This window comes from Bacillus sp. R86525 (genome assembly GCF_042466195.1).
Classification (GTDB): Bacteria; Bacillota; Bacilli; order Bacillales; family Bacillaceae_G; genus Bacillus_A; species Bacillus_A nitratireducens.
Window position 1 is genome coordinate 4,514,014 of record NZ_JAXHPX010000007.1, and the last position, 23,920, is coordinate 4,537,933.

The window sequence follows — 23,920 nt, forward strand, 5'->3', positions numbered from 1 at the left end:
AATTTATGTTATCATTCCTGAAAAAGGCAAAGAAAAAAGGAAAAGATACTACTGTTTCTAGTAATCAATTATTTGGACAAGAAGAAACTACTTCTCAAAACAAAACGGTAAAGCCAGTTCTTTACTTCCATCCTAGCTGGGGTGACGTAGCACAAGAACAAAAATACATTTATCAATTTTTACATAAAGAATTACCACGTTTACAAGAATACCAAATTTCTTTATCAGGAATTGAAATTGAAAAACGTGATGGCGCATACGATGTAGCTGCATTCATTCGCAGCAGTGTCCCAAAACCGATTTCTTTCGAAGAAGTTACATTACTTCTATTAAACAAAGATAAAAAGCTTTGCGCACGTAAAACATTTAACCTGTCTGCTCTTGGTGATATTCCTGAAAACGTAAATATGCCGTTCGTATTTACATTCGAGAAAGAAACAATAACTGAAGCTGAACTATCTCAATCAGATTGGGAATTAGCTTTCGAACTTGAAAGTAAGCATCAACTAAATTTAGATTCATCTTGGGAAGCTCAGTTACCTGAAGCAAGCAAAGAAGCTTTACGTAATTTTGTAGACAATTTAACGCCTCCAAGTGAAGGTGAAATTAACTTCCTAGGTTTGCAAGCCGCACTGAAAGAGAACGGCGATTTACATACAACACTTCTAATTCGTAACGGCTGTAAAGATAACATTCAACTAGAACAACTTCCTCTTCATATTGAAGATGCTTCTGGAGAAGTCGTTGTTAAAGGTGCTTTCACGTTACCGAATCTTGAAATTAAAGCAAATACTACAAAACCATGGTCATTTGTTTTCCCTGCCTCATCCATCTTGAAACAAAACATGGATTTATCTAGCTGGAAAGCATTTGTACCACAAGACTAATATACAAAAAAGCCTATCCTAAAAGATGGTCATCACACCTTTAGGATAGGCTCTTTTTTTATGTAAAATCTATTTCGTTACTAATAAACGTTCAATATGATACTCCGCTTCTAGTTTACACATTTCATCTACATGCTCTAAGTTTCTCTGTTTTAACAACTCTAATTGTTCTTCGCTCGGCTGCTCACTAATAAGCTCATTAATTTTTTCATTTACTTTCATCGCTAATGCTTGATGGAAATCTGGATGTCCTTTCAACTCGTCGTCTACTTTATTAATCCAAGTTGATTTTGTGTATAAATATTGTTTCCACTGTTCAACAAATTGCTGCATATCAAATTTTTCTTCATTCCATTCAATTTCTTTCATATACTTCTCAAAAGAAACAACAATTGATCGTGTAATCCCGATCTTCACTCCATGTGGTAACTGTTTGTACATCAAATATTCCCTCCAGCTTAAAGCTCTTCCTTCTGAATATAAAGGAATCTCAAAATTCATATACTTTCTTATAATAGCACATTGCTAATCTAAGATGTTACTATACTGCGTAGAAAATCAATTGTCAACAGACGTATAACATCTAGATATAATGATTTTATACATAACAAACACATAGACAAATAATAAGAACCTTCACACTCTATAACGCAATTCATGTGAAGGTTCTTATTGTTATATTGCCTTAACTTTTAAAAACTGCAGTTTCTCTTTTTGCTCATCATTCGCCATCATCACTATCGTCTTTTCAACATGTGGTTGTACATGTTCAAGCGTCACACTCGCTCCTGCTTTATCCGATTGCTCAACGAAATTTAATAATGCCATAGCTCCTGATACATCCATATAGCGTACATCTTTCATACGTAAAATAACTGGTGACTTCACATCTTGTAAAGAAGCAAAAATACGATCTACTGATAGAAATGAAAGTGGTCCCTGAATTGTATACGTCGCTTCTTTTTCTTTTATTATAGAAGCTTTGCGTTCTTTACACTTCACCATGTATATAATGAAAGAAAGAATAATGCCAAACGCAACAGCAACCATTAAATCAAATTTCACTGTCACAAACATCGTTACGAGCATTACAACTACATCGCCTCTTGGTGCTACATGCATCTTCTTCATACTTTCCCAATCAAACATTCCAATACCAGTTAAAATTAAAATACCTGATAATACAGCAAGCGGAATATATTGTACCACTGAACCGAGTCCCATAATGAAAATGAATAAGATGACACTATGCATACAAGCTGAAAGTGCCGTCTTCCCCCCACTTCTTATATTGACGATGGATCTAACAGTTGCACCTGCTCCTGCTAATCCGCCGAACAAACCACTCGCAATATTACCAATACCTTGTCCGATTAACTCTTTATTACTTTTATGACGCGTCCCCGTCACATTATCCATTACAACAGACGTTAATAATGAGTCAATTGATCCTAGTAAAGCAATACTAAGTGCTGGTAATACAAGTGCTAACATGCCATTTGCGTCTAAAGTCGGTACGTGAAGAGATGGCATCGCTTCTGGAATTGCACCTATCTTTTCAATCATCTTATTTAAAGAAAGAGTTCCTACAACTGGTAAGTTTACCGTAATTCCTTGTAGCATAGAAGAAAATAACGGCAACGTTACTGTAACACCTACTAACGCTACTAAACTTGATGGAATGGCCTTAATCCATTTTCCAGAAACAATCATTACAATGATCGTTAATAACACAAGTAGAAAGCTATTTTGTACGTGCTTCATTTCACCTAAAATAATAATCAGTGCAATTCCGTTCATAAATCCTGAAACAACGGGATATGGAATGTAACGAACGTAAGAGCCGAGCTTACATACACCAAATAAGATTTGAAATAACCCTGCCATCATAAATGCGATAAAACTTGCTTCTAATCCGTGAGTTGCAATAACGCCTGTTGCAATAACTGTAATCGGCCCAGTAGGACCCGTTACTTGCCCCGGTGTACCACCAAATAACGCGGCAAACAAACCTGCAAAAATCGCACCATACAATCCGACTAGTGCTCCCTCAGACGTTCCCGTTGCGGCAATACCAAATGCAATTGCTAGCGGCAAAGCAACAATCGCAACGGTAAACCCTGCTAAACATTCCTTTGCTATTTTTTGAAACATATAAATAACCACCTTCATATAATGTGAAACTTTAATCAGTGGGGGTTTTGTTCATCCCCCACTGATTATTAGCCCGACTCCCACCTAACTTCTTTGATCCACCTGAATTTTGAGGTGGGAGTTTTACTGCCCGCAAATAGCGGGATAAAGTCCATTTTCCATTGTACACCTAAAAGGATACATTCGTTAGTGTACTTTTTACAGTATCGTGACGTAAACGGATTCAATGAAAAGTTTCCCCCTTACCTTTGGAAACAATTGCAACTATGCTATAATGAACAAATTAAATCTTTTACTATATACTTGGAGGCACTATGCTAACTTTTGAAGAAAAATTATCGATTATTGAATCTTTCCCAGAATTAGAAAGAAAGAACGTATCATTAAAACGCGTAAACTTTCACTTTGAAGAAAGTCGTTTAGATAAAAAGAACGTTGTATATCATTTACATCCAAACGGAAACGGGTTTGTATATGCAAACTTCATTAAAGGTTATAAAACAGATGATAAAGGCATGATTAACATCCGTGAGTTTTCAGAAGAAGAACTGCGTTCATTAATTGAAAAAGTAATTGAACGTCTATCACAGGAGCAAGAGGAAATTGTAGCACCAATGGAACCTGCTGCGGAAGAAGAATGGCGTAACGAAGACGGTCATATCCTAACTCTTATTCAAGAGGATGACATGTGGAACGTTTACGCTGGCGTAAACTTAGACGGTACATTCAACTCTTATCCAGAAGCTGCAGAATACCTTGATGAAGAAGGTTTCTCACGTAAATAATACGATCCAATGAGGCCGGCCCAAAAGTTTTTTGGGCCAGGCCTCTCTTATTAATAGGCAGGTTATTATTGTCGTATTTTGCAGTTAAGTCGATATATTTAGGATTAGGCTTTTTGGATAGTTCCATCCCTAAATTTATGGTATCAAAATTTGAATTTGACAACTATACGTCTCCGCATTAAAAATATCACTCACTAACTCCACTTCAATAAAACTCTCTACTTCTATATTATTTTCTTTTATGTATTTAATTATGGTATTTCGGCGTTCTTCCTCATTTTCTTTACTGTACGCTAATGTTATATATTTCCCGCCCGGTAATACTTTTATATTTGGCATCTCTTCCATATGTACATCATCTCGTACTTTATTAAAAACATACTTCGGTTCTACATCCCAATTTTCATTGACATTGTATAGGATCCCCATTTCCATTGACATTTTCTCTTCATAATCTTGAATAGTTTTCTCTAAATCAGAATAATAAAGTAACTCCTGTAAACGCCCTACTTCTTTACAAGGTGCAACAACGACATAACGCTGTTCAAAAAATTCAATAGAGATTTCATCATTCTTTAATATTTCCTGTGAACTCCCTACTTTCGCATTTAAGTCATCAATCGTTTCCATTACCTCTTTCATTTTCTTTATATGCTCTTCCGCTTCTTCTCTCTTTAATTGTAAAAATCGCAGCAATTTATCCGTATTACATTCCTTAAAAATCTCTTGAAGTTCTACTATACTAGTGTTCAACTCTCTACAGCTTTTTATAATATCAATGTGAATGAATTGATCTATGGAATAATATCTATATCCTGTTGATTCCTCAATATGCTTCGGAATAAGAATCCCCATCTTATGGTAGTACCGTAATGCTTTTATCGTAATATCCTTTATTTTTGCAACTTCTCCAATAGAAAATAATGTTTTCACCTGAATCTCTTCCTTTTTATTTTTTTCCATGCAACTATTGACTCTCCCCTAAGAGGAGACCTTACTATTTATAATAAGTTATTTACATTGATAAAGGGAGTATATAATTATGAACACAGTAAAATATAGAAATCTTGTTAAGGAAGACTATGAACCTCTAAAACATTTAATTGGTGAGGCATTTGGATTCAATGAATTCATTACAGATAAAAAATTTTTAAACTCAATATTAAACTTCTATCTACACAGTTGCATTTTAGGAAGTTCTTTTAGTAAGGTAGCCGAAAAAGATAATAAAGTTATCGGTGTTATTTTAGGCGATTCCGAAAAAGATAAAAACCGTTTAAAGCAATTCCATAATACTGTTAGCTTTGCCTTTAACACGATGAAACTATTCATAACGAATAAAGAGAATAGAGAATTTTTAAAAGCATTTATAAAAGTTCAAAAAACATATAAAGAACTCATTCAAGGAAAAGAAGATCATTTTCAAGGCTGTATACAATTATTCATCGTATCCGAAGAATCGAGAGGTCTTGGAGTTGGAAAATCTTTATTAAATCATTTATTCCAATACATGACAAAAGAAGATGTAACATCTTTATATTTATATACAGATAATGAATGTAACTATAAATTTTATGACAAACAAAACTTCCAACGTATACAAGAAAAAGCAGTTAATTTTGGGCCAAAAGAAGAAGATTTCAACGTATTTTTATACCGCTATGACTTTAACTAATCGTAGCATGTACACTTCGAAGCTCTTTGCTACTTAGCAAAGAGCTATATTAAATATGATCAATCATACTAGCCTAGATCCTCCAGCCAAACTCTACTACTACTATTAGTTCAGTTCGATTAGTGCAAAAGAGAGGAAGATGTATAACAACTTCAATATAAAAAGGAGCGCACAATATGGAATGGATTCACGAATTATTTCAGCAATATGGGTATTATGTCGTACTTGTCGGATTACTATTAGAATATATCGCTCTTCCGTTTCCAGGGGAGCCAACATTAGCCTATGCAGGTTTTTTATCACATCAAGGTGATTTAAATTTACCAATTTTAATTGTTTTATCCCTTATTGGGACAAGCGCGGGTATGACATTCCAATACTTTTTAGGGAATAAACTTGGTATGCCTTTCATTCAGAAATACGGAAAATATGTATTTTTAACAGAACGAAAAATTAATTTAACGAAAATGTGGTTTGATAAATACGGATATTTTCTAATCTTTATCGCTTTTTTCATTCCAGGCGTTCGCCACTTCACAGGCTACTTTGCAGGAATTATCAACTTACCATTTCGCCGCTTTGCGATGACAATTTATGCAGGCGCCCTATTTTGGGTATCATTCTTCTTAATCGGTGGTTACTGGTTAGGGGAAAACTTAGAAAATATATTCCTAGTACTTGAACAACACATTTGGAAAATTTTTTTCGGTATTATTATCATTACACTAATCACCCGATTTCGCAAAAAAATAAAACATGTGATTTTAAAAGGTATAAATTAAATCTTTCATCAACAAGCTTATATGCGTACAAGAATAATAAAAAGCGGGGACACATAGTCTCCACTTTTTATATACAGCCCGTTCTCAAACTAAAAACACAAGAGCTTGACACTATTTCCTTATTAAGAAAGATAATCTTATTTGTAAAGATAGCCCCCTATTTCTTCGCGCCTTTCAACGACTCTCTCAGGACAAATTTTTGTAATTTTCCGCTCGCATTACGAGGAAGTTCATCTACAAATAAGTAATGACGCGGACGTTTATAATCTGCTAATTCATCACTTTCTTTACAATACGTTTCTAAATCAGCTTCTGAAATATTTTCATCTTTCTTTACAACGACCGCAACGACACGCTCTCCCCATAATTCGTCTGGCTCACCAAGTACTGCAACATCTAATACACCAGGGTGACTATGAAGGAAATCTTCAATTTCACGTGGATAAATATTTACACCACCGCTAATTACCATATCATCAACGCGATCTGCAACGAATAAATAGCCGTCTTTATCGAAGTAGCCTAAATCACCAGAATGATACCAGCCTTTATACATCGATTTTGCATTTGCTTCTTCTCGGTTATGGTAACCAGCCATCATAGTCGGGCCGCGTAAAATAATTTCCCCCACTTCATAAGGAGGTAATACATCATCTGGCTCTGCCGGTGCATCTTCGTTCGGTTTAACAATTCGAATTTCATGGCTAAAGCACGGTGTTCCAGCTGAACCAGCTTTCGTAATTTGATCCTCTTCTACGAGAAACGCGACAACCGGTCCCATTTCTGTCATTCCGTAAATTTGGACAAGATCAATATAAAGACGCTCTTTACATTCCTTCACTAACGCCGGAGCCATCGCAGCCCCGCCATATACACCAATCTTCATTGATGTTAAATCATACTTAGCTAGATCTTTTTGTAATAACATATTCCACATCGTTGGTGCTGCAAAAAACGTCGTAATTTTCTCTTCTTGAATGGTATGTAATACTCTATCCGTATCAAAATGATGCAAAATAACATTCTTTCCGCCAACTTGAATGCGCGGTATGATTCCAGCATTTAACTCCCCACAATGATATAAAGGCGCTACCACAAGTCCGGCGCTATCCCTGTTATATTTTATGAAATACGTACAAATCATACTATGCTCCGCCATATCACGATGGCGATGTAGTACGCCTTTCGGATGACCAGTCGTACCGCTCGTATAAAGCATAGAACAATAATCCATTTCATCTACTACAATATCTACTGTTTCAGCTGATGCTTCATTTACTTTTTCATGGTAAGAACTCGCATAGGAAGGGGTATCGTCTTCTACATACCAAAAAGACGAATTTGGAAAATCTCTTTCAATCATAGCAACTGTTGATTCGACTGCTTTTTCAAAGATAACTACTTTCGAGGCTGCATCTTGGAGGATATACGATAATTCTTTTGCTTTTAAGCGGAAATTAATCGGGTTAAAGATCGCCCCAATTTTGGCACAGGCTAAGTAAACGTTTACAAATTCACGACAGTTATATAAGTAAACAGATACAGAGTCTCCTTTTCTTACTCCTTCTTTCAATAGAGCTTGCGCCGTTTTATTTATTTGCTCATCCCACTGTTTATATGTCCAGCGAATATTTTTTTCTGGTTCTACTAACGCCTCTTTATTTGGATACTTGCCAACTGCTAAATCAAAAATTCTCCCTATAGTCATGTACATGCCAACAATTTCCCCCTTTTCTCTTTCATAAATCTATCATTTCGTCTATAAGTAGACATTGTCCTCTAATAATATGACTAATTTTTCTGATTATTATCGACATAGTTTTACAAACAGTGCGGCATCTTGGTAATTGAAATTATGTCGTCGATATTCAAAATATATCGAGTTACCAACAAAAATGGTGGGCAATAGCCCCTATATTAAAAAGAGGCCATCCCAAAATTGGGATAGCCTTCTTCTTTTTCTTACGCGAATAGCTCTTCTAAAATTTTCAGTTTATCTTCTGTATATTTCACAAAGCCATCGTTATATGATTTTGGATCTTTCGGATTCGCAAAGTGTGTAATTGCTCCTGTTTGTGGGTGAACAAATTTACTTGATGCCCCGCAACCAAGTCCGATAATCGATTGTACTTCTTCCATAATAACAATATTGTAGATACTTTCTTGCGTAGGTATTGCATACCCAACGTTTTCTAAGTTACCTAAAATATTTTTTTGACGATATAAATAGTATGGCACGTAATTGTGGTTCTTCGTCCACTCTTCCGCCTCATGCATCATCGCAGTGATTTCTTCGCGACCTGCTACTTTATATTTACGTTTGTTTTGCGTCATTTCAGAAGCACGTTTAAATGATAACGTATGAACTGTTAACGATTCTGGCATTAACTTTTCTGTTTCATCTAATGTATGCTTAAAGATGTCTAATCCTTCACCAGGAAGACCAATAATTAAGTCCATATTAATATTGTTCATTCCCATTTCACGTGCTAAATGATACTTCTCAATTGTTTCTTCTACAGTATGATGACGTCCAATTGCCTTTAGTGTTTCTTGGTGGTATGACTGCGGATTAATACTAATACGGTCAATATTCCATTTATTTAACACTTCTAGCTTCGCTGGTGTAATCGTATCTGGGCGACCTGCCTCAACTGTTACTTCACGTACATCTTTCACATCAGGGAACGCTTGGTACATTTCTTCATACAGCATATCCATCTCTTCTGCTGTAATACTCGTCGGCGTACCACCGCCGTAATAAATCGTCGTAACTTTAACGCCTTTTTCTTTTAAAAACTTACCAATTTCACGAACTTCATAATGTAAACCGCCTAAGAATGAATCAACAGATCCTTGGCGTCCATTAATTGCGTAAGCAGGGAACGTACAGTACGCACATTTTGTAGGACAAAACGGAATACCGATATAAATACTTACTTCTTCTTTCAAGCGGTATAAATCTGGAACCACCGCTAATTGGCAATCAACAATACGCTGAAGAAGTTCAATTTTCTCTTCATGAATTAAATAACTTTCACGAAGTTCTTGGTGCGCTTCTTCTTTTGACATACCATTTTGAAGCAGTTTGTGAAGAAGCTTCGTTGGGCGTACCCCAGTTAAAATTCCCCAGCTCTGTTCAAGTCCAGTTAGCTGTTGAAGCACAGAAAGATATACGTAAGAAACAACATGTTTCACTTGCTTCATACGTTCTTTTTCATCTGTAAAAGCAGATAAATCTTTCGAGAATGTTTCTTCATACACATTTCCGGTTGCAACATCTGTTAAACGAGCTGATGCTGCCACATTACCTTCTATCTGTATATCAACGATCAGATTTGCTTCTTCTTTCTCAAACCCTATCGTGCTCTCTTCAAAAAATAAACCGCCAATATTTTGTAGCGGACGTAAAAAACGATCATCTTGTAACGTTTTAATTGAAATTAACAACATTATCACCTTTTCATTTGCAAACTCTCTTTAGTTTACTTGAAGGGCGTTTGCAGGTCAATACAGAAGCTTTTACCTTATTTCTTCTATTAATAACTTAAAGGCATAAGAGATAACATTCCTCTTATGCCTTTTATACATCTATTAACTATTTTTAGTCATAAATCTTAAACGTATTCCTAATAACAGAAGAACAAAACCGACGAATGGAAGATAATTCATATCATGCCCTGTAGCTGGCAGTTGTTGATTATTAGAAGAACCCGGTCCTTTTTCTGGTAAATTAGGCTTTCCTGTTTCTTCACCTGGCTTTTCTGTTCCTTCGCCTGGCTTTTCTGTTCCTTCACCTGGTTTTTCTGTTCCTTCACCTGGTGTTTCCGTTCCTTCACCTGGTGTTTCCGTTCCTTCACCTGGTGTTTCCGTTCCTTCACCTGGTGTTTCCGTTCCTTCACCTGGTGTTTCCGTTCCTTCGCCTGGTGTTTCCGTTCCTTCACCTGGTGTTTCCGTTCCTTCACCTGGCTCTTTTTGATTTGTAATTTGAAGTTTTATAGCTTCAATTTTTTGATTAGAAATCGTAAATCTGATTTCTTTATCAGATAAAGTGTATCCTTCTGGAGCCTGAACTTCTTTTAAAATATAATCTCCTGGCTCCAATTCTTTCGAAGTTACTTTACCATTTTTATCTGTTGTTAATGTGTCTATTTTTGTTCCGTCTTTCAAAATTTCAAAGACTGCGCCTGCTAATGTTTTATCTGTATCATTAGCATCTACCTTTGTAATTTCTACTTGGCCTGTAATTTTTTCTTTCACTTTTTCATTCAATACTTCTTGTTTTGCTACTTCATTTGCAACCACGTTTACTTCTACTGTTACTTCTAGCGCTTTATAACCTTCTGGCGCTTTCGTTTCTTCTAACGTGTATTTTCCTGGTACAACGTTTTCGAATTTCACAACACCATCTTTATTTGTTGTTTTCGCTTCTCCAACTACTTGACCAGCTTCGTTCTTTAACTTAAATTCCGCACCTGCTAGAACTTTTCCACTTTCTGCATCCTTCTTGATTACTTGTAAGCTTCCTAGTTCTTTTGCGTTTTCCACTTGTACTTGTACTACTTTGTTTGCTTCCACAACGACTTCAATCTCTTCTTTTAGTAACTTATATCCTTGTGGTGCTTTCGTTTCTTTTAACGTGTATTTTCCTGGTTCTAATTTCGTAGATATTACTTTACCTGTTTTATCTGTTCGTAATGTCTCTACTTTTTTACCCTCTTTATACACTTCAAATTCTGCGTCTGATAATACTTTCGCTTTATCATTTGCATCTACTTTCACGATTTCGAATTGACCAAGGCTCTTACTATTCGTTACTTTTACATCAATAACTTTTTCACCATCAACTGTTGCATGAATTACTTGTTTTGTTAACTCATAACCTTCTGGCGCTTTCGTCTCTTCTAACGTATATTCACCCGGCACTAGTCCGTCTACTTTAACAGTTCCAGACTCATCTGTTGTAATTCCTTCTTTTACAACATTGCCTTTCACATCTTTCAATGTAAATTCTGCGCTTGCTAAACGTTTCGCTTGATCTTTATCATCCGTTTTAATAATTTGTAGAGAACCTAAGACTTTTTCATTTTCTGCCTCTACTTTTACTATTTCGTTCTCATTTTGAATTGTTACTTTCCATTCTTTATTAGAAAGCTTGTAACCTTCTGGTGCTTTCGTTTCTTTCACTGTATATTCACCTAATGGTAATTTCGGTGACATCACTTTTCCACTCTCATCTGTTTTCAGTTCCGCTACCTTTTTGCCATCTTTATACACTGCGAATTCTGCACCTGATAACACTTTCGTTTTATCATTCGCATCTACTTTCACGATTTCAAATTGACCTGTTACTTTTTCATTCGTAACTTCTTGTTTTACCATTTCATTCGCTACAACGTTTACTTCTACTGTTACTTCTACTGTTTTGTAGCCTTCTGGTGCTTTCGTTTCTTCTAACGTGTATTTTCCTGGCACTAAGTTTTCGAATTGAACTACACCATCTTTATTCGTTGTTTTCGCTTCTCCAACTACTTGACCACTTTCGTTCTTCAGTCTAAATTCCGCGCCTTCTAGAACTTTTCCACTCTCTGCATCCTTTTTGACTACTTGTAAGCTTCCTAGCTCTTTTGCGTTTTCTACTTGTACTTGTACTACTTTGTTCGCTTCCACAACGACTTCAATTTCTTCTTTTAACAACTTATATCCTTGTGGTGCTTTCGTTTCTTTTAATGTGTACTTTCCTGGTTCTAATTTCGTAGATATTACTTTACCTGTTTTATCTGTTCGTAACGTATCTACTTTTTTACCATCTTTGTACACTTCAAATTCTGCATCGGATAATAGTTTCTCTTTATCATTTGCATCTACTTTCACGATTTCAAATTGACCTGTAGCTTTTTCAACGATCTTTTTATTCAACACATCTACAGTCACTGTTTTATTAGCAGCTACATCAACATGAACTAAACTAGATGATAGTTCATAACCTTTTGGTGCTTCAACTTCTTTTAATGTATATGTTCCAACTGGAAGTTGTTTTGATAAAGCTTCACCTTTACCATCTGTAATAATTGTTTCGACAACGTTCCCATCTTTATCTATAACATCAAACTTTGCACCTGGTAGAAGTTGACCAGATTCACTATCTTTCTTCAATATTTTAAATTGACCATTCTCTACTTTTTTCGTATTCTTCATAACAATTTCAATTACCTTTGTATTATCAATTGTTACTTTTACTGGTGTATCAACTTTTATATATCCTTCTGGTGCACTAATTTCTTTTACAAAATAGTCACCAAGTGGTAAATCTTTAACTTCCGCAATACCCTTTTCGTTTGTTGTAACAGTAGCCACAACATTATTCTCTTTGTCTATAACATCAAATTTTGCGTCTTTTAAAACAATGTTTTCATCGCTTTCATCAACTTTTTTAATTTGTAAGTTTCCTTTTTCAGCTGCCGGCTTTTTCCACTTCGGCCAGTTAAATTTAAAATTATGAACCTCAAATCCATCTCTTTGGTGTAATCCTCCAACAAAGGCTTGTCCATTAATAGAACCACCTTTTGTCTCTACAACAGCATTAGGCGCAAACACACTACCTACTACACCATATCCTTTAGTTGTTATCTTTGTAGCATTAGGGAACACCCAAATGACCTTACTAGCTAACTCAGTAAAAGATGAATTAGGATCATATGCTTGAGATGTATTAATTAAGTCTGTTGCCATCCCAGTATTTCTTGTATCATACAAAATTGCACCACTAGCAAAATTAACTGTTTCCGCATCTGAGTAAATAACAATAAAATCCTTGTTATCTACATTCGGAAGAAAAACATCTTTTACATCAAACGTTTTCTCTCCTGTTAACCCTGAAGAAACATAAATATTAGGATTTTTTACATCCTCACCAATTCCAAAGCTCATATTCGGTTTTGGTTTATCAGTGTGTAATTGGCCCGCATCCCCAATTACGCCATCAACGTCTTTTCTAAATTCTTTAAATTTAGCATCAATCTCCGTTTGCTCTTTATAAGCGATACGGTCATATGATGTTTTCATTGCGCCTTCTGGGTCACCGTCTTTTGTCATCGCCACTGTTCCATCTTGGATAATTACTTGTCCTGCTCCCGCTTTCGTAAATTGACCACCTAATAATAACGATGGATATCCTTCATCTACCCATGTTGCTCCAGCTAAGTTGTTCGCTCCAGTTGCAGCCGCTAAGACTGTATAACTTGATGCATTCATATTTTTTTGAACAGCCATCGCACCTTCAATATCCGCACTCGTTGCACTATGATCTCCAAAAATGATGGCGTTGTAATAAGATACGTCACCTAAACCTTTTAATTCTGTTGTAGCCGCCTCTGCTTTAAATGGTAAATGGATTAAAAAATTCATACATACTAGTAATACAACTATTAAACTACTACTTATTTTCTTTACTTTTTGATTAAATGATTTCCTCAAGAAATTCATTCCCCCCTTTTAAACTTTTTAAAACCACAAAAAGAAGCACATTTTATATGTACCAAGTCTTACTCACATTAACTTAAAATAATCCATTTAAATAAAAAAAAGAAATTCTACAACTAATTAATAAAATTACTACAATTCATTTTTGAAATAATACATGAACTAAACTATCATGCGGAAATGTTTTTACATACGGGAGCCCAATAAAATTAATCTGAAGAATATTTCACGTGGTGTAACTACTTTGGCAACATCATCCACTTTACAACATTTTCCTAGAGTATTCAAGTGAGTTGTATAGACTTCATACACAATTCACATTTTAAAATGCTTTCATTCATTTTAATAAGTTCAACAAAAAAACGTAGCCAAAAAGCTACGTTTTTCTTTTATCGTTTCGGTGTATGTTTATGATTCTTTAAAAAAGGAAGCGGGAATTGCTTACGAAAATGCTCTTTAATCATGTACTCTACGCCGTTCTCAGTATTAGAACGTGTAATCCAGTCCGCCGCTTGCTTTAATTCTACAGGAGCGTTCCCCATCGCTACCCCGAGCCCAACATTTTCAATTACCTCTAAGTCTTCTACGCTATCTCCAATCGCAACCATTTCACTAAGGTTAATATTTAAATGCTCCCCAAGTAATTGTAAACCACGTAGTTTTGATACATTTTGAGGGAGAATTTCTATACGTCTCGCATCACATTCGACGTACTCTACGTCTTGAAATGCCTTTCTTAACGTATTCATCCCTCTTTCTTTTTCACCTTTCGTATGGAAAACAATATCAATTTTCGGTGCAGCTACTGGATGATCACGCAGTGCATCCCCTAGCGAATCTACAAATTGAACCGGATAAAATAATGGATCTGCGCTTGATAATACAGTACGCGCAATTAAGTTTGGTGTATTTCTCTCACGATTCCCAATTGAATATCGTTCATGAGAAATGCGAACATTACAATCAAAATGCTCTAACACTTGCACGATATTAAAGGTTTTCTCTTCAGATAATCTCCTTTGAGCGAACGGCTTATCTAACGTTGCTGAAACGAAAGCACCACCATGTGTAACTAATATAGAATCTAATTTTAACGCCTTCGCTATTTTATGAGCAGATTGAAAATTACGATTCGTAAATAATGTAACGTATACATCTTTTCTTTTCACAAAGTCAATTGTCTCCCGTAACCCTTTTGCGATTTTTCCGTTGTTGTATAGTAGTGTCCCATCTATATTAAGAGCTAGTAAGCGATAAATCATGTCGCACTCCCCCTCTTCGCTGTTGTACTCTATCCATAATTTATGAAATAAATGTAGTAAATAGAACGAGTTAGAATTACTACTCAAAATTTGGTTTACTATATACATATACAACTGGCAAAGGAGATAGTACAATGCAGGCACCACCTTCTTTTTATGAAGGCGATACGTTAGTGGTCGCAAAGAAGTTACTCGGACATAAACTCGTTCATATTGTAGACGGCATAAAGCGGAGCGGAATTATTGTAGAAGTAGAAGCATACAAAGGTCCAGATGATAAGGCCGCTCATAGTTACGGAGGCAGACGGACTAATCGAACAGAAGTAATGTTCGGTGCACCAGGACATGCTTACGTATATTTAATTTACGGCATGTATCATTGCTTTAACGTAATTACAGCACCAATCGGCACCCCGCAAGGAGTTCTCATTCGTGCTCTTGAACCTGTAGATGGAATCGAAGACATGAAACTAGCGCGCTACAATAAAACTGACATTACGAAAGCTCAGTATAAAAACTTAACAAATGGCCCCGGAAAACTATGCGGCGCGCTCGGAATCACTTTAGAAGAGCGCGGCGTATCACTTCAAAGTGATACGTTACATATTGAATTAGTTCCTGAAGAAGACCATTTATCATCCACACATAACATACTAGCTGGTCCTCGTATTAACATTGATTATGCAGAAGAAGCCGTTCACTATCCATGGCGGTTTTATTATGAAAAGCACCCGTTTGTTTCAAAATAAAGAAGCTATCCTATAAGTAAGTGAAACCAACTTATAGGATAGCTCTTTTTTCGTAATTCATCACACGTCGAAAAGCCGAAATCCGGGATCGGATTTCGGTTTTGTTTCTATAAAAGAAACCGTTGTTCCTCCAACATTGCCAAATACAGTTCATCTCCAAAGAGAAAATCTTAAAAGCATTATTTTTTTAATGCATAATAATTTTCCAAATTGAATTTCGACATAACGAAAGTTCCTGTTGGCGTTAAAAGTTGTGCCATAGATTGTATGACATGCGGTAATTTCGCTGGCTCAATGGGATGTGATAGTAGGATGTACTGAAATTTTTCATCTATAAATACTTCATGTAACTTGTCATACGCAGCAGAAGTTGTAGGAGCTACCCTATTTGCAAGAGCTGCCGCTTTTTCATTACTTTCCGCTCCGAATAAAGAAACTGCCTGATAACACCCTTTCATTTTTAATAAAGTGGCACCACATCCAGCTCCTATATGAAGAATATTTACTTTATCAGGCGCAAATCGCTCTAAAATCGCTAGTAAGTCACAATGAATGTATAAACTTTCACCATAAAATCCCCATTTTTCATACAATTTTATATTATTCGCATGTAAACAAATAGAAAATTTAACACTATCTTCTTTCCATGAGACACTTCCGTAGTGATGAATAAATGTATCTTTACATAAATACAATTTATATCCTTTTTCAAACATTCTTAGTGACAAATCATCATCTTCATAATTCCCCGGTGTAAATCGTTCATCTAATAATCCAACTTCATCTAACACTGATTTTTTTATAAGCATACAGAATCCGATTAATTTCATACGTTCTTCCCATTTATCTTTATCACTTTGATTATATAAAGTTGCAAACTTCTGCATTCCTTCAATATCTTTATAAAAAGTTTGTATAGCAGTATAGTAAGCGGCATTATTAGTTACGGGCCCTACCGCTCCAGCATCCTTACTTTCATATAAACACCGAATTAAGTTGCTTAGCCAATTTTCAGTTACGACCACATCATTATTCAATAATAAAATATTGTCACCTGTTGCCTCTTTAATTCCCTGATTGCATCCCTTTGGAAAACCCATATTCTCCGCATTTTCCACTAGCATAATATCCGATTGTTTTTGTAACCATTCTACAGTACCATCTGTTGACGCGTTGTCCACAACTATTAACTCATACTCTTGTTCCACTGTATAAGTTCTAATACTTTGGATGCATTCTTTTGTATACTGTAATTGATTATGAGTCAATATAATTATACTTGTGAGCATGAATCAAACTCCTCTCAGCAGCCAAAATGATTATCTAGCATTATTAAATATTATTTTTCCGATAAACTATCAAAATATTTTCTATTATATTCAATGCTTGGATTATTAGGTATGAACTGTGCAGCTTGTTCGTTATGATAAATTGCCTTTTCATATTCTTTTATTCGATCATAACAAATACATAGTTGAATATGCGGCAACCATGTATGACACTCTTCTCGGACAAACGGAGAATCCTTTGGTCGTGGCCCGTTAATTGCTGCATGGTACCAATATATCGCTTTAGAATATTCCCCTTGTTGCAAAAATACACGTCCTAAGTGGCAACAAAGTTCTCCTCTAGGCGTGTCATACGTAAATGATTGCAAACAAGACTGTATAGATTTTTTTAAGTCCCCCAATTCTAAATAACATTCGGCTCTTTTTAAACAAGCTTGAATATTATCTTCAACCCAACCCTTTTCTTCATCTAAAAATTTCGAATACCCCTTAACAGCCTTATCAAATAATCTGTGATCCCTACATTCATTTGCATAATAGTACACATCACGGGGACTAAATTCTTTTCCACTCTCAAGATGTTTTTCATATATTTTTAAATTACGATTAGTATATGCTTTTATTTTTTTATGACTTACCCCTACATCACTATTTATAAGATTTCCATACACCTCTAAATATTCATGAACAAATCCATGCCATTGAAAATTTCTACTTCTGTTGACTAATCAATATCGCCTTAAAGAATGTGTTGGATTTCCTTCTATGTCAAAAGTTAAATAATATTTCATAGATACTGCATCCGTACTACGATCTAACGTACTTTTTAACTGTAGAAATTTCTTTATATCTTCCGTATCTATTATGTCATCTGCGTCTAACCAAAGAATATATTCTTTTGTAGCTTTAGAAAATGCAAAATTTCGTGCCGCTGAAAAATCTTCAATCCATTGAAAATCATAAACTTTCGCATCATACTTCTTCACAATTTCTTTTGTAGCATCTGTGGAACCTGTATCTACAATAATAATTTCATCCACAACACTTTTGACTGATTCTAAACATTCCGATATAGTTTGTTCCTCATCTTTTACAATCATGCATAAACTAATAGTAATCGAGTTTCCCATCATATCCCCCCTATCCTTTTGATGTATATGTTTGGGGAGAAATTTATATTTCTTTTGCTTCAAAATTGAGTTTTCATTTTACAAATGAAAACTCAATGAAGCGGTAGAGAGGAATTTCACGAGAAGATTGCGCATCAATAAAAAAAACGAAGCCTGAACAAGACTTCGTTTCTTATATAGAGAATACATGATTTCGATTCCTTTTACTCCGCACCTTCCGCAGTCGCAATATTATCCTCTAAGTTTTCTCTTGATAATTCAGCCGCCATAAAATCAGCTGTTTCTGGAAGTGCTAAGTGCATATGAGCTTTTTGACAAATTTGGATCGTACAGTTTTCGATAACATAGTCGAAAACATGTCCGCCCCCGCTTCTTTCATCATCAATATAATGTAAGTGGAAACCAGCTACACCAATACCTTGCGCGTAATCTGGTGTCCAAAATCCAGCAAGTGTACCTTCTGTATTTTTAAATGAAAAAATCGGTTGTGATTTTGTCACTTCAACGAGTGGTGTATACGGTTTTTCTTGTCTTGGAACAGTCCTCGTTCTTACTTCACGGAACGTACCGTCCATTCGAATACCGTAAAATAAGTTTTTGCTCGGCATTAATTCATGTAATAATGCTTCCACTTCTTCACGATTCATCGGACGCTCTACCGTATAACTCATTTCTTTTTCAAAAAACGTTACAGTCGCAAACGGTGTTGTTTCTTCCGGTTCTACTTTTTCTGCTGAACCGTCTGAACGCAAATGATAAAATTCGTTATCAAATGCGATCATTTCACCATCTAATTGATCAAATGTGCCGATGCCGAAATCACCACGTTCTTTCAATTCCTCAAAGCTAATCACACCATCATATATACCATCTAATAGCGCAAGCATTGTAGATGTTTGATATACTTCATTATTTGTTTTCGTTTTTTTTGTATCAATATTAATTAATTGCGCAACACTCATCTCAACCATGCCTCCATTAGTTTAATTGGTTTGGTAATAGTTTTTCACTTAACTTAATGTTGTCACGATAGTCAATTGGAATATCAATAATGACAGGACCATCTGCTTCTAATGCCGTTTTCAATACATCTTCTAATTCATCTGGTGTATTGACACGAAGACCCAACGCCCCGAAACTTTCTGCATATTTCACAAGATCGACATCGCCAAACTCTGTAGCTGATGTTCTGCCGTATTTCATCATTTGTTGGAACGCAACCATATCATATGTACCATCTCTCCAAACGAGATGGACAACAGGCGCATTTAAACGTACCGCTGTTTCTAATTCCATCGAAGAGAATAAGAAACCACCATCACCTGACACTGAAACAACTTTCTTGCCCGGTTCAACTAAAGTAGCGGCAATTGCCCAAGGAAGTGCAACACCTAACGTTTGCATACCGTTACTAAATAATAGTCTACGTGGTTCATAAGAACGGAAACATCTTGCCATCCAAATAGAATGGGAACCGATGTCACATGTAACGGTTGTATCGTCACTAATTAAAGAACGAAGTGTACGAATGACTTGAAGTGGATGCGTAACACCTTCTGAAGCACGGTTTGGAACTTCTGCTTGCTCTGATAATTTCGAGCGTAATCGTTCTAAAACTGCTTCTGATTTCGTATTTAATACAAGCTTCGGTAATTTCTCTGCAATACTATTTACAGTTAAAGCGATATCGCCAATTAATTCACGCTCTGGTTGGTAATCATGATCGATATCCGCTTGGTGGTCATCAAGATGAATAATCGTTCTGTCTCCAAGTTTATTCCAGAATTTTGGATCATACTCAATTGGGTCATAACCGATTGAAATAACAAGATCGGCTTTTTCTAGTAAAATATCACCTGGTTGGTTACGGAATAATCCAACGCGACCGAAGAAATGATCTTCTAACTCACGTGAAATCGCGCCAGCTGCTTGATATGTTTCAACGACAGGAAGTTCTGTATCAGCAATTAATTCACGAACCGCTTTCGTTACTGCATTCGTGCTCGCTCTCATACCGAGTAAAATAACTGGTAATTTCGCTGATTTTATTTTTTCTACTACATATGTAATTTCATGTGTGGGAGCGATTCCAAGCTGTGGCTTAGAAAGCGCACCGATAGACTCTACAGTCGTTTCCGCAGTCATAACGTCTTGCGGAAGACTTACTAAAGTAGCTCCTGGATTTGTGGAAGTCGCACTTCGGAATGCATTTGATAGCGCTTCTGGCACATTATCAGGATGCTCTACTTCTACGCTATATTTTGTGATTGGTTCGAATAGTGCAGCATTATCCATAGATTGGTGCGTACGTTTTAATCGATCCGTACGCGGAACTGCACCAGCTAAAGCAACAACGGGATCACTCTCCGCATTCGCAGTAACAAGACCTGTCGCTAAATTCGATGTCCCTGGTCCTGAAGTTACAAGACACACACCCGGTTTCCCTGTTAATCTACCAATAGCAGCTGCCATAAATGCTGCGTTTTGTTCATGACGACAAACAATTAACTCTGGTCCTCTTTCTTGCAGTACATCAAATACAGAGTCAATCTTTGCTCCTGGAATACCGAAAACATGTGTAACACCTTGTTTAATTAAACAATCAACAACAAGATCTGCTCCTTTTGTTTTTGTCTTCACGTCGTTTGCTTTTACACCTGTACTCAAACTAATCATCCCTTTATTTCATAATGTGTGTAATAAAGATTTTTATTTTATATACTTCACCACATTAATTAACATGGTGTAATATATCTCGATTATCATTATAGTACAAATGCATTATTTTTCCAACGATATGAATTTGACAGTTTTTTGACAACCAAAAGGAAAACCCTTACATTTTTCTACAATAAAAAAGACGCCCCTATACTAGGAGCATCTTCATCATTATGCTTGTTGTTGCGCGTTATATAATTCTTCAAGTGGCTTCATGATAATTTTGTTAACGTCAGTGATAACGATGTTTAAACGTTGCTCAGTTTCCATTAACTTTGTAATTTTAGCATCTTGTTGAATGCGAGCTACAACTTCTTGTGCTTTTTGGTTATCTTCTTCAGTGATTTCTTGACCTTGCATCATTTTTTGTTGTAGGCCAAGTTGCATTGTACGGAACTCATCGAATAAGTTCTTTGACTGTGCATCTCCTTGTACTGCTGCGTAGCTTGCTTTTAAAGTTTGGAAATCTTCGTTTTCAGCGATTGTTTTTTGTAATTCATATGCAACATCATGAATGTTTTTTGTCATTTTATTTTTCCTCCTTTAGAAGGCTAGCGCTTTTCGCTCGCACTGCCTTTTAAGTGCATTTACATACGCACCTCTTCTTACCATATCAAACTATGCAAGAGATGTGAAGAAATTTCACTTTTATTTCTATGTATTCGCTTTTATTACCTAAGGAACAGAAGTAACACCCCTTGCATGAGTCCAATCATTCCCCCTAATAATGCCCCTAAATACGTAATCATTTTCAATTCATTTTTCGTTATGGACAAAACTAAATCCTCTAGTCTCTCTGTTGAAAATGTAGACACTTCTTGCTGGACAATTTCCGCAAGGTGTAGATTGTTTAGTATGCTCTCTACATTTTCTGTTCCCCACTTCAAGCCTTTCGTTACTGCACTTGGGACGATCTTTTCAATGATTGTTTCTCGGACCGGTTCACATACTTGCTGAACAGACTGATTTAAAAATTTACTCACTGTTTCCTCTACTTTAACTGCTGACAGTATGGATTTCACAATCATTTCTTTCTCTACAAACGTTTCTAATTCTTTTACATCTCTTCCTTTTAACTTTTCCCACTCTTTTTGCAGTACATCAGTTAAAAGCTTTTTCGTGCCATCTTGCCCTAAAAACTTAATGACTTCTGGCTGTACTCGATCCACTAAACTGACATTCCCTAAAAACATTCCGACTAAGTTAAGTAGCGTTCCCCTAGAAGCAAAGAAATCATCAATCATTTTTGAAAGACGACCTTTCCCTTCTTCACTTTCAAAAAAGCGAATTCCTCGATTTAAAATAAACGCCGATACATTCGGAATCATATTCTCTACTTTTTCATGTATAGAATGAGGTAAAGCTTGTTCCCATGTATATGTATAGTACTCTGCTAAAAATGCCTGAATTTTTTCTGTAATTACATGTTCAATTTTTTGAGTTGCCTCTTCTTCTACATGTGCCAAGTTCCATTTTTCTAACATATATCGCAACGACTGTTCATTCGTAATTGCTTGATCCACTTCCACTTGCGCCCAGCGAATTAAACTCGCTTGAAACTCTTCATTTGTTAATTTCTTTCCGATCCCTTCCGGTGTTAACAAATGTTCTACAACCATTTTCCCTAATTGAACAGCAAGCTCCTCGCGACGCTTCGGAATTAACCCTGGCGTAAATGGAACTTGAAACTTTCCAATATAAATCGGACGATGAGGACGGAATAACATTTTTATTGCTAAATGATTTGTGTATCCCCCAATAATCGCCCCGAGTCCTGTCGTTGTTAACATATTCAACCATATATTCATCATAATCAACCTTTCACTTCTCCAAAACTATAGCATATCGTCATACGGACAAAAGTATAATGGTATAAAAATGTATTTGCAATAAATAGCTTCGCCTATTATGCAAACATCTTGTTAATAAAGGAGTGATTTCGTTGGTTCTTGGTCTTTTAACTTCTAAATTTCATCACGAGCAAATGTATTACACCGAAATCGCTAAGCGAGCTCGTCTGTATCATAACGTCGTTGCTCAATTCACACCGTTTAGCATTGATTCAAAGACAGATCTTGTTTCTGGTCTTATTTACGATACAGATACAGGAAATTGGATAAATCAAACCTTTCCCATCCCTTCGTACATATATGATCGCTGTCATTTCAAAGAAGATAAAGAATTCCAACAAGCAAAATCGATTATTCATTCATTACACAAACGTTCCTCGACTACTTTTTTAAATAACACACTTATTAATCCAAGTGATTTACACAACCTTTTTCTTACTAATAAACGTCTTTCCCCTTACATTCCAAAAATAAAAAAAGGAACGGTACAAGGAATTTTCAAATTACTACTAGAAACAAGAGATATCATTATAAGACCAATCAATATACATTCTAATGAAAATTTATATCGAGTCACTTACCAACATAAAACATTTCATATCGATACAATAAATGAACAGCATCGTACTTCTACTCAATTCAAACGGACAGATGACTTTATATCATGGTGCCAATCAAACATACACTCATCGCGTTACATGATTCATCCAATGTTACATCCTCCAAATCAACTATCATATCCGATTCATATTCGAACCATTATGCAAAAAAATAAAGAACAGAATTGGGTAGTGCTCGGTCAATTCATACAAAAAGCTTCATTCCCAGCACAATTTTTACTTTCCGTAACAGAGCGTTCCATGCTACATCCATTTTCCAAAATTAAATATTTGCTTTCTTCAACTGGTGTTCAATTATTGAAAGATGCTTTGCATGATGTTGTAAATGAAGTGTTCAAAACACTCGATCAGTCCTATTCGTCATTATTTGAATTAGAGCTTTCTACCATTATGGATCAAAAAGGTGCCATTTGGCTTATGTACGTTAATACGATGCCTTCTTACGAAGTTTATACTAGGTACAACGACGAACTGGCTGAACAAATTTTCCATGGTTCATTAAAATTTAGCCGATTTACACCATAATGAAAGGAGGAG

18 protein-coding genes and 1 pseudogene are annotated in these 23,920 nt (G+C 35.8%); 6 read left to right on the forward strand and 13 right to left on the reverse strand.

The features are described 5' to 3' along the window. The first annotated feature begins 5 nt into the window (after positions 1-5). On the forward strand, positions 6-887 hold the full coding sequence (locus SJY24_RS25985; protein WP_377866707.1) for an accessory Sec system S-layer assembly protein: 882 nt from the start codon (positions 6-8) through the stop codon (positions 885-887). A gap of 69 nt (positions 888-956) precedes the next feature. On the opposite strand, the gene SJY24_RS25990 is transcribed toward SJY24_RS25985, so the two are convergent. Beyond that, the gene (locus tag SJY24_RS25990) at positions 957-1,328 is read right to left on the reverse strand and encodes a hypothetical protein (RefSeq protein ID WP_377866708.1); all 372 of its coding nucleotides are present in this window, start codon (positions 1,326-1,328) and stop codon (positions 957-959) included. 234 nt (positions 1,329-1,562) lie between these two features. Continuing rightward, a complete protein-coding gene (locus tag SJY24_RS25995; protein WP_377866709.1) occupies positions 1,563-3,041 on the reverse strand; it encodes a SulP family inorganic anion transporter in 1,479 nt (492 codons plus the stop codon). Between the two features lie 314 nt (positions 3,042-3,355). Here SJY24_RS25995 and SJY24_RS26000 point away from each other — a divergent pair, with 314 nt between their 5' ends. Next, positions 3,356-3,826: a hypothetical protein gene (locus tag SJY24_RS26000; RefSeq protein WP_016119669.1), complete on the forward strand. Its 471-nt coding sequence runs from the start codon at positions 3,356-3,358 to the stop codon at positions 3,824-3,826. Between the two features lie 135 nt (positions 3,827-3,961). Here SJY24_RS26000 and SJY24_RS26005 read toward each other — a convergent pair whose 3' ends face one another. Next, complete coding sequence (locus SJY24_RS26005; RefSeq protein ID WP_377866710.1) at positions 3,962-4,789, reverse strand: MerR family transcriptional regulator; 828 nt, start codon at positions 4,787-4,789, stop codon at positions 3,962-3,964. Positions 4,790-4,868: 79 nt separating this feature from the next. Here SJY24_RS26005 and SJY24_RS26010 point away from each other — a divergent pair, with 79 nt between their 5' ends. Both SJY24_RS26010 and SJY24_RS26015 read left to right on the forward strand, forming a co-directional pair. Next, positions 4,869-5,501: a GNAT family N-acetyltransferase gene (locus SJY24_RS26010; protein ID WP_377866711.1), complete on the forward strand. Its 633-nt coding sequence runs from the start codon at positions 4,869-4,871 to the stop codon at positions 5,499-5,501. A 176-nt stretch (positions 5,502-5,677) separates the two neighbouring features. Continuing rightward, positions 5,678-6,283 carry a DedA family protein gene (locus tag SJY24_RS26015; protein WP_377866712.1) on the forward strand — a complete coding sequence of 202 codons (606 nt, stop codon included), beginning with the start codon at positions 5,678-5,680 and terminating at the stop codon, positions 6,281-6,283. 157 nt (positions 6,284-6,440) lie between these two features. On the opposite strand, the gene SJY24_RS26020 is transcribed toward SJY24_RS26015, so the two are convergent. The 4 genes from SJY24_RS26020 to SJY24_RS26035 all read right to left on the reverse strand — a co-directional run bounded on the left by SJY24_RS26020 (position 6,441) and on the right by SJY24_RS26035 (position 15,027). After that, entirely contained in the window at positions 6,441-7,997 is a 1,557-nt protein-coding gene (locus SJY24_RS26020; RefSeq protein WP_377866713.1) for a fatty acid--CoA ligase, read from the reverse strand. A gap of 248 nt (positions 7,998-8,245) precedes the next feature. Continuing rightward, entirely contained in the window at positions 8,246-9,736 is a 1,491-nt protein-coding gene (locus SJY24_RS26025) for a coproporphyrinogen III oxidase (RefSeq protein ID WP_377866714.1), read from the reverse strand. A 141-nt stretch (positions 9,737-9,877) separates the two neighbouring features. After that, positions 9,878-13,759 (reverse strand): SpaA isopeptide-forming pilin-related protein, encoded by a 3,882-nt coding sequence (locus tag SJY24_RS26030; protein ID WP_377866715.1) that lies wholly within the window; start codon positions 13,757-13,759, stop codon positions 9,878-9,880. A 395-nt stretch (positions 13,760-14,154) separates the two neighbouring features. Continuing rightward, positions 14,155-15,027 (reverse strand): Cof-type HAD-IIB family hydrolase, encoded by an 873-nt coding sequence (locus SJY24_RS26035; RefSeq protein ID WP_377866716.1) that lies wholly within the window; start codon positions 15,025-15,027, stop codon positions 14,155-14,157. 134 nt (positions 15,028-15,161) lie between these two features. On the opposite strand from SJY24_RS26035, the gene SJY24_RS26040 reads away from it, so the two are divergent. Beyond that, a complete protein-coding gene (locus SJY24_RS26040) occupies positions 15,162-15,776 on the forward strand; it encodes a DNA-3-methyladenine glycosylase (RefSeq protein WP_377866717.1) in 615 nt (204 codons plus the stop codon). Positions 15,777-15,955: 179 nt separating this feature from the next. On the opposite strand, the gene SJY24_RS26045 is transcribed toward SJY24_RS26040, so the two are convergent. The 6 genes and pseudogenes from SJY24_RS26045 to SJY24_RS26070 all read right to left on the reverse strand — a co-directional run bounded on the left by SJY24_RS26045 (position 15,956) and on the right by SJY24_RS26070 (position 22,721). Continuing rightward, positions 15,956-17,065: a glycosyltransferase gene (locus SJY24_RS26045; RefSeq protein WP_377866718.1), complete on the reverse strand. Its 1,110-nt coding sequence runs from the start codon at positions 17,063-17,065 to the stop codon at positions 15,956-15,958. A gap of 50 nt (positions 17,066-17,115) precedes the next feature. Next, positions 17,116-18,195, reverse strand: a pseudogene (locus SJY24_RS26050) (tetratricopeptide repeat-containing glycosyltransferase family 2 protein). A gap of 203 nt (positions 18,196-18,398) precedes the next feature. Continuing rightward, complete coding sequence (gene alsD, locus SJY24_RS26055; protein ID WP_377866719.1) at positions 18,399-19,157, reverse strand: alpha-acetolactate decarboxylase; 759 nt, start codon at positions 19,155-19,157, stop codon at positions 18,399-18,401. Between the two features lie 16 nt (positions 19,158-19,173). After that, on the reverse strand, positions 19,174-20,862 hold the full coding sequence (gene alsS, locus SJY24_RS26060; RefSeq protein WP_377866720.1) for an acetolactate synthase AlsS: 1,689 nt from the start codon (positions 20,860-20,862) through the stop codon (positions 19,174-19,176). Positions 20,863-21,084: 222 nt separating this feature from the next. After that, positions 21,085-21,441, reverse strand: a complete 357-nt coding sequence (locus SJY24_RS26065) for a YlbF/YmcA family competence regulator (protein ID WP_377866721.1) — start codon at positions 21,439-21,441, stop codon at positions 21,085-21,087. 143 nt (positions 21,442-21,584) lie between these two features. After that, positions 21,585-22,721 (reverse strand): DUF445 domain-containing protein, encoded by a 1,137-nt coding sequence (locus SJY24_RS26070; protein WP_377866722.1) that lies wholly within the window; start codon positions 22,719-22,721, stop codon positions 21,585-21,587. A 134-nt stretch (positions 22,722-22,855) separates the two neighbouring features. On the opposite strand from SJY24_RS26070, the gene SJY24_RS26075 reads away from it, so the two are divergent. Then, a complete protein-coding gene (locus tag SJY24_RS26075; RefSeq protein ID WP_377866723.1) occupies positions 22,856-23,908 on the forward strand; it encodes a YheC/YheD family protein in 1,053 nt (350 codons plus the stop codon). Positions 23,909-23,920: the final 12 nt, after the last annotated feature.